This window comes from Ruegeria sp. E1 (genome assembly GCF_056534225.1).
On sequence record NZ_JBQFPE010000024.1, the window covers coordinates 16,287 to 29,325 of the forward strand.

Genomic DNA, 13,039 nt, shown 5'->3' on the forward strand with positions numbered 1-13,039 from the left:
AATCATATTACAGACACCTCGCGCGCTCGTGCGGATGCCGGGGGGGCTTAGCGTGCAGGTTGGCGCGATAGCTGAACGGCCAGAATCCCTAGCGTTGTGATCGCCACCCCGATCGCATCCAGCGGACCCAACCGTTCGCCCAGCAGCAGCGCGGCGATGGCGACGCCGAAAACCGGGTTGAGGAAATGAAAGGTCGCGGCTCGGATTGCGCCGATCCGATTCAGCAACAGGAACCAAATCAGCGTGGCCAGCAGGCCGGGGAACAGCGTCGTGTAGGTGAATGCAAGAATCAGTGGCACGGTCAGGTGGATATAAATGGTCTCAAATAGGGGCGCGGCGATGAACAGAACCGCCGAACCCACCAGCATCTGTAGCCCGACAACCATCATGAAATTGCCGCCAGACGTGGCACCCCGAACCGCCAGGGTGGCAAAGGTCAATGCCAGCGCGCCAATGCCGCAAAGGGCGACACCGAACAGGTCGACTCCGGTACTGATCCGGCTGCCCATGATCAGCGAAACCCCGGCGAACCCGGCAAACAGGCCGCCGACACCCAGCGGCCTCAGTTTTTCATTCAACAACAGCCAGCCGGCCAACGCCACCAACAGCGGCATGGTCGATGCAATAATGGCGGCCAGCGAGGCCTCGACCGTTTGCATCGCATAGAAGTTCAGACCCAAATACAGGGCATTCTGGCATATTCCGAACAGAATGGTGGCCCGCCACTGGTCGCGCGTCAGATGCCAGCTTTGCCCCATGGCCCGGGCGATTACCACGCCGATTATGCCTGAAATCAAAAACCGCAGCGCCAGCGAAAACAATGGCGAGGCATCCGAGACAATGATCCGCGCCGAGGTGAAGGCCGAGGACCAAATAAAGGCAAAGACAAGCCCCATGGCGATGGCGCGCAGATCCATTTCAGCCCCTCCAAAACATCCGGGCGACTGTCACCGGTTTTTCACCCAACCGCAAGAAAAAGGGGCCGCCCGATGGCGACCCCCTCGATCTTGTGATCTGTCTGCGGCGGATCAGCCGTTGACGCTGTCCTTCAGAGCTTTCGCAATGGTCATTTTGACCACTTTGTCTGCCTCTTTCTTGAACTGTTCGCCTGTGGCAGGGTTGCGTACCATGCGCTCGGGGCGTTCGCGGCAGTAGATTTTGCCAACGCCGGGCAGGGTCACTGCGCCACCGGCGGAAACTTCGCGGGTGATCAGGCCGGTGATGGCCTCCAACGCGCCGTTTGCGGCTTTCTTGTCGGTTCCCATTTCCTCAGCGAGAGCAGCAACCAGCTGAGTCTTTGTCATAGGCTTTGCCATTTCTTGGTCTCCTTAACGTGCCCGATAAATAGGGCCTCACCGCGTAACTGTAACGGGATATTGTGGCCAAACACAACGAATAGTAGCGCCGAAAACCCTAAAAATATGGGGAAATCGTTGCTTTTTTGCTTCAGAGAAAGGCCGTTTCGTCGAATGAACGCAATTTCCGGCTGTGCAGACGCTCTAACGGCATACCTCGCAGGTGCTCCATCGCTCGGATTCCGATGGCCAGATGGCGGCTGACTTGCGTGGTATAGAAGGCCGAGGCCATGCCGGGAAGCTTTAGCTCACCATGCAAAGGTTTGTCCGAAACACAAAGCAGCGTGCCGTAAGGAACCCGGAACCGATAGCCGTTGGCGGCGATGGTTGCGCTTTCCATATCCAGTGCAATCGCGCGGGATTGGCTGAGGCGTTGAACCGGGCCGGTTTGATCACGCAACTCCCAATTGCGGTTGTCTACTGATGCCACAGTGCCGGTGCGCATGATCCGTTTGAGCTCATAGCCGACCAGTTCGGTGACTTCGGCCACCGCGCGTTCCAGCGCCACCTGCACCTCGGCCAGCGGCGGGATCGGCACCCAAACTGGCAGGTCGTCGTCCAGCACCTTGTCATCGCGCAAATAGGCATGTGCCAGCACGAAGTCCCCCAATGCCTGCGTATTGCGCAGCCCGGCGCAGTGCCCAACCATCAGCCATGCATGGGGACGCAGTACGGCTATGTGGTCAGTGGCGGTCTTGGCATTCGACGGGCCGACGCCGATATTGACCAGCGTGATGCCAGATCCATCCTCGCGCTTCAGGTGATAGGTCGGCATTTGCGGCAGCTTCAGCGGTTCTTCCAAAGCCTCTGCCGGATCGGTGATCTCGACATTTCCGGTCGAAACGAAACTGGTATAGCCACTGTCCGGGTCGGCCAGCTGTTCGCGGGCGTAGTTCTCGAACTCGGATACGTAGAACTGGTAGTTGGTGAACAGAACATGGTTCTGGAAATGGCTGGGGTCCGTTGCCGTGTAATGTGCCAGCCGCGCCAGTGAATAGTCCACACGCTGAGCCGTAAACAGGGCAAGCGGGCCAACGTGATCTTCGGGGTCATGCACGCCGTTGACAATGTCATCATTGGTGGTCGTCAGGTCAGGGACGTCAAAGACATCCCGTAGCGTGAAACCCGCCGCGCCCTGCTGTGGAACGTGCAGGTCGGGGTTGTTGGCCACGGCAAAATGCACCGGGATTGGAGTGTCGGACGCGCCGATGGTCACTGGCTGGTCATGGTTTCGGATCAACAGGGCGATTTGCTGGGTCAGGTAGGACCGGAACAGATCGGGCCGGGTCACGGTTGTGGCGTGAACGCCGGGCTCCGAGACATGGCCAAAACTGAGGCGGCTGTCGACCTGAGCGTAAGAGGACGTTTTTATCCGAATTTCCGGGTAATAGGCTCTGAATCGTGCATTGGGTGCGCCGTCGCGTATAGCCTCGGCGAAGCAGGTGCACAGGAACTGGGTCGCTTGTACATATAGTTCTTCCAGCCGTGCCACCGCAGCCTTAGGGTCGGTGAACTGCTCGGATGGGCGGGTGTCGGGAGTCTTTATTGTTGTCATGCCAACGGTTCCAGAAGGTCAATCTTTTCAAATGTTCGCACATCCACCAACCCCAGGTCCGAGATCCGCAATTCCGGGATCACCACGAGCGCCAAGAGTGAGTGCTGCATATAGGCGTTGTTCAAGGTGCAGCCGCAGGCCTGCATCGCTGTGACCATTTCTTCGGCCTTGGCGGCGACCTGTGCGGCGGGGCTGTCTGACATCAGACCGGCAATCGGTAACTCGACCAGTGCCAGTTCCTGACCGTCGCGGAAGATGGTGATCCCGCCGCCGACTTCGGCCAGACGGTTTGCGGCCAGCGCCATCTGCTCGCGGTCGGTGCCCACAACGATCATATGATGGCTGTCATGCGCGACGGTCGAGGCCATAGCCATCTTGCCCTGATACCCGAAGCCCGAGACAAAGGCGTTGGTGACGCCCCCTGTTGCGCGGTGCCGTTCCACCAAGGCGATCTGGCAGACATCGCCTTCGCCTTCGACCAGACCGCCGATGATCGGCAACTCGGATTTCAGAGCCTTGGTCGGCGCCTGATTTTCCACGACTCCGATGACATTCGCCTGCACACGGTTAGCCCCTTTGGGGGCCTTGATCTCAAAATCCGCCGAAGTCATTGCGTGACCCAGATGCACGGTGTTTCGGGCCGTATCCGGCCAGTTCAGATGTGGGCAATCGACGGTTATCGCGCCGTTTTCGGCCACGATATGACCACGGGCTACGACGGTTTCAATCGGCAGGCTGGTCAGGTCCGAGCTAAGAATAACATCCGCCCTGCGACCGGGCGTGAGCGAGCCGATCTCGCGCTCTAACCCGAAATGTGAGGCGGTATTGATGGTCGCCATTTGCAACGCAACCAAGGGATCACAGCCGCTGTCGATTGCATGGCGCACAACCCGGTTCATATGACCTTCCTTCACCAATGTGCCCGAGTGGCAGTCATCGGTGCACAGGATAAAGTTGCGTGGGTCCAACCCCTTTTCAGTCACGGCGGTAATCTGGCTTTCAACGTCATACCAGGCCGAGCCCAGCCGCATCATTGACCGCATCCCTTGTCGTACCCGCGCGATGGCATCCGCCTCGCAGGTGCCTTCGTGATCGTCGGCAGGGCCACCGGCAACATAAGCGGAAAAATCAGACCCTAAATCAGGTGAAGCATAATGCCCGCCGACGGTTTTCCCCGCCCGTTGCGTGGCGGCGATTTCGGCAAGCATCTTGGGATCACCGTGGATCACGCCGGGAAAATTCATCATCTCGCCCAGACCGACAATACCGGGCCATCCCATCGCCTCGGTCACGTCTTCCGGGGTGATCTCATAGCCCGTTGTCTCAAGCCCCGGTGCAGACGGCGCGCAGGACGGCATTTGAGTATAGATGTTCACCGGCTGCATCATCGCCTCGTCGTGCATCATGCGCACACCGTCCAGCCCCAGCACATTTGCGATCTCATGCGGGTCGGTGAACATGCTGGTCGTGCCATGCGGAATGACGGCGCGGGCAAACTCGGCCGGGGTCAGCATTCCCGATTCGATATGCATATGCCCATCGCACAGGCCGGGGATCATATAGCGACCGTTCGCCTCGATGACCTGAGTGTCGGGGCCTAAGCAATGCGACGCATCCGGGCCAACAAAGGCGATGCGTCCTGCGGCGATGGCGATGTCATGATCCGGCAGCGCCTCGCGGCTGTGCACATTCACCCAAATACCGCCGCGAATGACCATATCGGCGGCGTCGCGCCCTGCGGCAACGGCGATCAGACGGAGGGCGACATCGGGCCAACTGGGGAAAGGTGTGTATTCCATGGCCCAACTTTCCCCAATGTGAAGGAAGGTGCAACCCCGCAATCCGGGGTATCATGAAACCATCACAAAGGACCGCTTTCAAAGGAAACAATTCCTGCGCTCGCAGGCCCTAGGCTTTCGGCAATTGCTGCGTTCCGAACTGTTCACGAATCCAATCCGCAAAGGCCAGGGCGCCAGGCGTTTCTTCGGCCTGAGGAGACAGAAGCAGATAGTAAGCTTCTGGCATCTTAGCGCGATGTTTGAACGGTGCCACCAACCGACCTTGCGCAATTAACGCGTCGGCGATGGTGCCGTGCGCCAGACAAAATCCGGCACCAGCCATCACGGCGGAAAAGCAGACCAGATAGGTAGTGGCATATGTTATCGGCGGATTGCCCCAAGTTAGAGCCTGATCTTCGGCCCAACTTGCCCAGTTCGATAGAAGGTTTGAGCAGTCAAACAGGGGTTGGTGTTGCAGATTATCCAAAGTCACTTCCATTCCCGGCGCGCAGACGGGGAAATAGTGATCGGTGCACAGCAACTCGGTCCGTACCGTGTCGGCAGGGCGCAGGGAAAACCGGATTTCCACCGCTGCACCTTCGGCCATCTCGCGCGGCTCCCACAATTCGGTGAAGATATTCAGCTGCACATCAGGGTGGCGTGCGCGAAACTGCGGTAATCGCGGGGCGAGCCAGTTTACGGCAAAGGTGATGTTGCATTGCACCTGAACCGCGTTTTGTTGCGCACCGGTGACGGCCTGAGTGCCGCGCAGCAAGGTGCGAAACGCCTCGCGCACCACAGGCAGATAGGTGATCCCGGCCTCGGTCAGTTCAAGTGCTTTGGGTCGACGCAAGAATAGGGGCTGGCCGAGATATCCCTCGAGCGACTTGATCTGCTGACTGACTGCGCTTTGCGTCATATTCAGATCGCGTGCAGCCCCGGTGAAAGACAAGTGTCGCGCGGCGGCTTCGAACGTGCGCAACCATCCCAGCGGCGGCAGCTTGTTCTGCATGTACATAACCTCGGCATAAGTTTCGCTAATGAGATAATGACGTTTTTTTCGTTGGTCAAACCTGACAACCGAAGGCAGGCTTTTGCCAAAGCACCAGCCGAATCCCAGAGGAGAGCCAGTATGACCGTCGCAAACCTTCGTCCGAACATCGATCACTGGTCAGAGCGTGTCGATATGGCCGCGACGTTTCGTTGGACCGAGCGTCTGAACATGCACGAGGCTGTTGCCAATCATTTCAGCCTTGCCGTGAAGGAGGACGGGACCCAGTTCCTGATGAACCCCAACCAGATGCATTTTGGCCGCATCCGCGCGTCGGACCTGCTGCTTTTGGACGCCAATGACCCCGACGTAATGAACCAACCCGGCGCCCCAGACCCAACCGCCTGGGGGCTGCATGGGTCGATTCACCGTCACTGCCCCCATGCGCGCTGCGTCATGCATGTGCATTCGATCTTTGCAACGGTTCTGGCTTCGTTGGCTGACAGCACGCTGCCGCCGATCGATCAGAACACCGCGACGTTTTACAACCGGTATGTGATTGATCAGGAATTCGGCGGACTGGCATTTGAAAGCGAGGGCGAGCGCTGCGCTTCGATGCTGTCGGACCCTAAGAAGAAGGCCATGATCATGGGCAATCATGGTGTTCTGGTGATTGGCAGCAGCCCGGCAGATGCCTTTAATAGACTCTATTATTTCGAGCGCGCCGCCGAAACTTACATCCGGGCGCTGCAGACCGGGCAGAAATTGCGTGTCCTGTCGGATGAGATTGCCGAGAAGACGGCGCAAGAGTTGGATGATTATCCCGATCAGGCAGAAGCACATCTGCGCGAAATCAAGGCGATGCTGGATGCCGAAGGATCGGACTATGCCTCCTGATACCTCTCAGATGCAGGATATGAGCCGTGAGTGGAACTATCACCCAGACCTGCCACTGCACAATCCGTCGATCTTTCAATGGCCCCCCCGCCCGGCCTATCTGGCGGGATGGCTGGCCCGAAACTGGCTGACCCTGAGCGAACGGGTTCTGATGCTGGGTCTGGCCGTTCTGCTGTGGGCGGTGTTCTACCCGTCGCTTGAGTCTGCCAAGACCTTTGCCTTTGGCTGGATCTTTCAGATCTGGGTGGTCAATTTCGTCATGATCTTTGCCGTGGCCGGCGGGCTGCACTGGTATTTCTACATGCGCAAAGGCCAGGGTCAGAAACTGAAATTCGAGCGTCGGGATCAGGGCAAGAACAACAAGCTATGGGATTTCGGCGATCAGGTGCTGGACAATATGTTCTGGTCTTTGGGTTCGGGTGTGTTGCAACTGACCGGGTTTCAGGTGGTGACGATGTGGCTGATGGCCAATGGTTATGCGCCCGTCATTACCTTTGCCGAAAACCCGGTCTGGTTCATTCTTTGGCTGATCCTGATCCCGATGTGGTCCGCCTTTCACTTTTACTGGGTGCATCGGCTGCTGCATCAGCCGTTCCTGTATAAAAAGGTCCACAGCCTGCACCACCGTAACGTCAACATCGGCCCGTGGTCCGGGTTTTCGATGCACCCGGTCGAACATTTCTTCTACCTCACCACCTTGTGCATTCACTGGATCGTGCCTTCGCACCCAATTCACCTGTATTTCCACATCGTGTTTCAGGGCCCGGGCGCTGCAATGACCCATACCGGCTACGAAGATCTGTTGATCAAGGATAAAAGGCGGCTGGCATTGGGAACGTTCTATCACCAGCTTCATCACCGCTATTACGAATGCAACTATGGCAATCAGGAGATGCCATGGGATCGTTGGTTTGGCACGTTCCACGACGGCTCACCCGAGGCAACGTCCGAGACGCGGGCGCGGAAGAAGCGGATGTTCGGCTAGTGGCCATCAGGCACGTTCGAACAGGGCAATCAAGGCGGCGTCATCCTTGTTGGGGCCAGCGGCAAGATCGCCATAAATGCGCACCTCGGACAGGGACAGGTTTTGGATCTGGTCCTGTTGCAATTTTTCCAGCGCGTCAGCAAAGCCAAGCGCCACATAGTGCTTGGCGTTGATCGACAAGGCAAACTGTGCTCCCGGTCGGGCAACGCGCAGCAAAGCAGGCAGGGCCTCGGGGCCAAGATGCCCATGGGTGAAAGTGCCCGACGATACGATCCCGGAATAGCTTTCGCGCAGAACCGGAATGCCGAAGTTCAGATCAGCCTCGATTGCGTCGCGATAGATGTCTTTGCGCATCGCCTGATCCAGCATCTCAGCGCTGATATCGGTGGCATCAATCGGACCAACGCCCAGATCAGCAAGGATGGCACCGCATAACCCCGTGCCAGCCCCGACATCCAGAACGGGCCCCTGCCCACCGGCGCTGACAAAGGCGCGGGCAGTGTGAACATGCAACTGATAGTCTTCGCGCGCAGCAAAACCTTCGTCGTAATCCCCTGCCCATTCGGCATAGAGCCGTTTGCTGTCTTCGGCGGAGGTCAAGGCATAGGCGGAATGAAGGTTCGGCGATTTGCTGGTCATAAATCAATGAATGCGCATAGATAGATTCGAATCAAGGGCGGCCTGGGCACTTGCATCCCTGCGTGCGCAGCCGCATCAAGGGATCATGACTGGTACATTGCTTTCTTTCGGACATGGCTATTCCGCCCGAGCCCTGTCGCGCCGCCTTACGGCACCGGGTTGGCGGATCATCGGAACATCGCGGGACGCGGCGCATCTTGGGGCCATTAGCGCCTCGGGCGCTGTACCGCTGGTCTGGCCGGGGCAGGTGCCGGAACTCGATGGGGTAACGCATCTTCTGATTTCAACCGCACCGACCTCTGACGGTGATCCGGTCCTTGCTGCGCTGCGCGATGAGATCGCTAGGCGCGCCAGGCAATTCACCTGGGTCGGCTATTTGTCGACGACCGCCGTTTATGGCGATCATCAGGGCGATTGGGTGGATGAGACAACGCCACCCACGCCAACAGCTGAACGCGGCCGCTGGCGCGTACTAGCTGAGTGCCAGTGGTCTGAGATCCCGAGTCTACCCCTGCATATCTTTCGACTCGCGGGCATATACGGCCCCGGTCGCGGGCCGTTTTCCAAGCTCAGACGCGGCGGGTTGCGACGGATTATCAAACCGGGGCAGGTGTTTTCACGCATTCATGTGGACGATATCGCGCAGGTTCTGGCCGCTTCGATGGTTCAGCCAAATCCGGGGGCGATCTATAACGTTTGCGATGATGAACCGGTGCCACCTCAGGATGTGATCGGATATGCCGCCCAGCTTCAGGGCCTGCCGATGCCGCCAGCCATCCCATTTGATCAGGCGGATCTGACCCCGATGGCGCGCAGCTTCTATAATGAGAACAAGCGCGTCAGGAATGATCGCATCAAGGATGAGCTGGGTGTGTCGTTGCTGTATCCGAACTATCGGGTTGGACTAGAGGCTCTGATGCGCGAGAAAGACGAGGTCCAGAGGTAGCGTGAACGCCTTTGGGTTGGAATAGGAATCAATGACCAATCGATCCGCTCCGTTGAAGATCACCGTATCGACGCTGACCCGACAGCGCCCCGAAATGCTGGACGCGCTGGTACAGAGCTGGGGCGCGCTTGCGATCCCTGCGGATTGCACGGTGCGGTTTCTGGTGGTGGAAAACGACAACGCCCCCAACAGCGAACACGTGGTGCAGAAAGTTGGTGAAGCTCTGCCGAATGGTGCCCCTGTTGACTATACGCTTGAGACAGAACTGGGCATCCCTTTCGGACGCAATCGCGCCGCGCGTGAGGCGATTGCCAGCGGCTCTGACCTGTTGTGTTTCGTTGATGACGACGAGGTTGTGGCGCAAGACTGGCTGGACCGCCTGGTTGCAGGGTATCGCGCGGGGTCGGCTGTGTTGCTGGGCGCACCCCTGCGGGCTGCTGGTCCAAGTGGAGATGAGACTGCGGCGCAGCGGTTGATGCTGCGTAATATCAGCAACCGTTATCTGGCCAAGGAACAAGCGGCAGCAAAGCGGGCCAGCCTGAATGACACTGGCGGTGTGACCATCGTCACCAATAACTGGCTGGCCGAAACACGCCTGTTCACCGAAGAAGGGCTGTGGTTTGACGAAACCATGCGGATGACCGGTGGCACCGACGCAAAGTTCTACGCCGAGACCGTTGCCAAAGGCCTGCCGGTCGGGTGGGTTGCCGATGCATTTGTCTATGAGACGATCCCTGCGGAACGGTTGAGTTTCTGGTATCAGGCGGCGCGCGGACGAGACCAGTCCAACACACATATGCGCCGAAAGCTGAAAAACAGACCGTTTGCAGCAGCGCTTGGATTTCTCACCATTCCCTTCCGGGTATTGGCGCTGATCATCGCAGCCCTGTTGCTGCCGTTCCAACCGGATCGCAGGTACATCCAGATGGCCCGATCTGCCGGTTGGCTGATTGGTGTCATCGGCATTCCGTTTGGATACAAATCAGCTCTTTATAAGAAAGTCAGCGGTCACTAGCACGCTTTTATTCCTCAGAAGCCACCCGTCCTGATTCGGCGAATGCCTCACAAAAATTAGCTGCTCAGAGTTATAATTAATTCCTATTAATACCATCGAAAAACAAAACTTATTCGCATGGTTTATTCTTGCTAACGTGACCGCAGACAGGAAGAACGAGTCGCTGATGCATTATCCGGGCATGGCCGCATACTCCCCACCAATCCCCTTGTTTGACGCTTGCGGGATTGATTGTTGCGGAAACGTCATTCAGCCTTGTTATTCCAATTTTATTTGACCGCGCGACGCAATTGAGCCTCAGCCAAGAATGGAGAAAGACATGGACGGTAGTGACAACCCAAACTCGGGCGGATGCCCGGTAATGCATGGGGCCGGAACCCGATCGAACCGGGATTGGTGGCCCAATCAGTTGAACCTCTCGATTCTGCACCAGAATGCACCCGCCTCGAACCCGCTGGGTGAGGATTTCGACTATGCAGCCGAGTTCCAAAAGCTGGACTATAAGGCGCTGAAAGAAGACCTGTACGCGCTGATGACGGATTCTCAGGAATGGTGGCCGGCAGACTATGGTCACTATGGTGGCCTGTTCATTCGTATGGCCTGGCACAGCGCAGGCACCTATCGCACGGCGGATGGCCGTGGCGGGGCCTCAACCGGGAACCAGCGTTTTGCGCCGCTGAACAGCTGGCCGGACAACGGCAACCTCGACAAGGCGCGCCGCCTGTTGTGGCCGATCAAGCAGAAATACGGCAACCAGATTTCTTGGGCTGACCTGATGATCCTCGCAGGGAACTGCGCGATTGAATCCATGGGTGGCAAAACCTTCGGCTTTGCCGGGGGCCGCGCGGACATCTGGGCACCCGAAGAAGACATCTATTGGGGGTCTGAGACCGATTGGTTGGCTCCGACGGATAACCCGCATAGCCGCTATTCCGGCGAGCGGGATCTGGAAAACCCACTGGCCGCGGTTCAGATGGGCCTGATCTATGTGAACCCGGAAGGTCCGGATGGAGAGCCGAATGTTCTGGCCTCGGGCCGTGATATCCGCGACACCTTTGCACGTATGGCCATGAACGACGAAGAAACCGTTGCGCTTGTTGCTGGTGGTCACACCTTTGGTAAAGCCCACGGAGCAGGTGATCCCGATCTGGTTGGCCCCGAACCCGAAGCGGGTGCGATCGAAGACATGGGCTTTGGCTGGATCAACAAGTTCGGATCCGGCAAAGGCGACGATACCACCACCAGCGGTATCGAAGGCGCATGGACCGCGAACCCGATCAAGTGGGACAACGGTTATTTCGACCTGCTGTTTGGCTATGACTGGAACCTGACCAAAAGCCCCTCAGGCGCGTGGATCTGGGAGCCGGTGAACGTCAAGGAAGAAGACATGGCCCCGGCTGCGCATGATCCGTCTAAAAAGGTCAAGACCATGATGACCACCGCCGATATGGCAATGCGCATGGACCCGATCTATGGCCCGATTTCGAAGCGCTTCCACGAAAACCCGGACCAGTTCGCCGATGCCTTTGCCCGCGCATGGTTCAAGCTGACCCACCGCGATATGGGACCGCGCTCGAACTATATCGGCGAAGAAGCCCCGGCCGAAGAACTGCTGTGGCAGGACAATGTTCCGGCGGTGGATCACGACCTGATCGACGACGCGGATGTGGCCGACCTGAAAGGTAAGATTGCGGCAACCGGCCTGTCGGTATCCGAACTGGTTTCAACTGCCTGGGCCTCGGCCTCGACCTTCCGGGGTTCAGACAAGCGGGGCGGTGCCAATGGCGCGCGTATTCGCCTTGCGCCGCAGAAAGACTGGGACGTCAACGAGCCGCTGAAACTGTCCAAGGCGCTGGATGCTTTGGAGGGCGTTCAAAAAGCGTTCAATGATGCGCAGTCGGGCGGCAAGAAAGTGTCTCTGGCCGATGTGATCGTTCTGGCCGGTGCCGTAGGCGTTGAACAAGGCGCCAAGGCCGCTGGTCACGACGTTGAAGTTCCGTTCACTGCGGGACGTACCGATGCAACGCAGGATCAGACGGATGTCGAATCATTTGCGATGCTTGAACCTGCCGCAGACGGGTTCCGCAACTATCAGAAGTCTGATTTCAGCGTTTCTCCCGAAGAGTTGTTGGTTGACCGGGCGCAGCTGCTAACCCTTTCGGCGCCAGAAATGACGGCGCTTGTGGGCGGTTTGCGTGTTCTGGGTGCAAATTTTGGCGACAGTAAACATGGCGTGCTGACCGACCGCGTCGGAACACTCAGCACCGACTTCTTCACAAATCTGCTGGACATGAGCACCGAGTGGAAGCCAGCCGGGAATGGCGTCTACGAAGGCCGCGACCGGGCCAGTGGAGACGTCAAATGGACCGGCACCCGCGTTGATCTGGTCTTTGGCTCGAACTCGCAATTGCGCGCGCTGGCCGAGGTCTATGGACAGGCCGATGCGGGGGGCAAGTTCGTCTGCGACTTTGTCACGGCGTGGAACAAGGTGATGAACGCGGATCGGTTTGATCTGAAGTAACCTTATTCACGACTCGAATTGAAACGCCGCCTTGGGAACCCGAGGCGGCGTTTTTCGTGGCCCGGGTCGCCGACACATACCAAGCATTGGGTACGATTCCGTGTAAAAACCAGATCATCGACCATTTCGGCGCAAGAATGGTTGTTCTTCGATGCAGCTATCTTAACTTAACTTATTGTTATCATTAAGATGTATCAGTTTTCGAAGATAAAAGCGAAGTTTTTTCAGAATGGGGGTTGCAGGTCCCGAACTCAATCCGTAAATACCCCTTCACCGGCGCAGCTGCGGTTGTGATTGGGACGCTGGGAATGGCGGAGACGGGCCGGAGAGACGGTTGGACGCATCGGAGAGACGGTG

General features: G+C 57.9%; 11 protein-coding genes. 5 read left to right on the plus strand and 6 right to left on the minus strand.

Annotation, left to right across the window (positions count from 1 at the left end; all coding sequences use genetic code 11):
• Positions 1-47: 47 nt before the first annotated feature.
• The 5 genes from ACR0FG_RS20285 to ACR0FG_RS20305 form a co-directional block, all read right to left on the minus strand.
• Positions 48-917 (minus strand): DMT family transporter, encoded by an 870-nt coding sequence (locus tag ACR0FG_RS20285; RefSeq protein WP_480895133.1) that lies wholly within the window; start codon positions 915-917, stop codon positions 48-50.
• A gap of 111 nt (positions 918-1,028) precedes the next feature.
• Positions 1,029-1,316 carry an HU family DNA-binding protein gene (locus ACR0FG_RS20290; RefSeq protein WP_170716872.1) on the minus strand — a complete coding sequence of 96 codons (288 nt, stop codon included), beginning with the start codon at positions 1,314-1,316 and terminating at the stop codon, positions 1,029-1,031.
• Positions 1,317-1,446: 130 nt separating this feature from the next.
• On the minus strand, positions 1,447-2,910 hold the full coding sequence (locus ACR0FG_RS20295) for an AMP nucleosidase (RefSeq protein WP_480895135.1): 1,464 nt from the start codon (positions 2,908-2,910) through the stop codon (positions 1,447-1,449).
• Positions 2,907-4,709, minus strand: coding sequence for an adenine deaminase (gene ade / locus ACR0FG_RS20300; RefSeq protein ID WP_480895137.1), 1,803 nt, complete (start codon positions 4,707-4,709; stop codon positions 2,907-2,909). Before ade ends, ACR0FG_RS20295 begins: the two co-directional genes overlap by 4 nt.
• 109 nt (positions 4,710-4,818) lie before the next feature.
• Positions 4,819-5,700: a LysR substrate-binding domain-containing protein gene (locus ACR0FG_RS20305; protein ID WP_480895139.1), complete on the minus strand. Its 882-nt coding sequence runs from the start codon at positions 5,698-5,700 to the stop codon at positions 4,819-4,821.
• A 120-nt stretch (positions 5,701-5,820) separates the two neighbouring features.
• Between ACR0FG_RS20305 and ACR0FG_RS20310 the strand changes: the two genes are divergently transcribed.
• Positions 5,821-6,576 (plus strand): class II aldolase and adducin N-terminal domain-containing protein, encoded by a 756-nt coding sequence (locus ACR0FG_RS20310; protein ID WP_480895141.1) that lies wholly within the window; start codon positions 5,821-5,823, stop codon positions 6,574-6,576.
• A complete protein-coding gene (locus ACR0FG_RS20315; RefSeq protein WP_480895143.1) occupies positions 6,566-7,561 on the plus strand; it encodes a sterol desaturase family protein in 996 nt (331 codons plus the stop codon). Before ACR0FG_RS20310 ends, ACR0FG_RS20315 begins: the two co-directional genes overlap by 11 nt.
• Before the next feature lie 6 nt (positions 7,562-7,567).
• Here ACR0FG_RS20315 and ACR0FG_RS20320 read toward each other — a convergent pair whose 3' ends face one another.
• Entirely contained in the window at positions 7,568-8,200 is a 633-nt protein-coding gene (locus ACR0FG_RS20320) for a class I SAM-dependent DNA methyltransferase (RefSeq protein WP_480895145.1), read from the minus strand.
• 85 nt (positions 8,201-8,285) lie between these two features.
• Here ACR0FG_RS20320 and ACR0FG_RS20325 point away from each other — a divergent pair, with 85 nt between their 5' ends.
• The 3 genes from ACR0FG_RS20325 (at position 8,286) to katG (ending at position 12,682) form a co-directional block, all read left to right on the plus strand.
• On the plus strand, positions 8,286-9,146 hold the full coding sequence (locus ACR0FG_RS20325) for an SDR family oxidoreductase (RefSeq protein WP_480895147.1): 861 nt from the start codon (positions 8,286-8,288) through the stop codon (positions 9,144-9,146).
• 31 nt (positions 9,147-9,177) lie between these two features.
• Positions 9,178-10,161, plus strand: a complete 984-nt coding sequence (locus tag ACR0FG_RS20330; RefSeq protein WP_480895148.1) for a glycosyltransferase — start codon at positions 9,178-9,180, stop codon at positions 10,159-10,161.
• Between the two features lie 319 nt (positions 10,162-10,480).
• Positions 10,481-12,682, plus strand: a complete 2,202-nt coding sequence (gene katG, locus ACR0FG_RS20335) for a catalase/peroxidase HPI (RefSeq protein ID WP_480895150.1) — start codon at positions 10,481-10,483, stop codon at positions 12,680-12,682.
• The last annotated feature ends 357 nt before the right edge of the window (positions 12,683-13,039 follow it).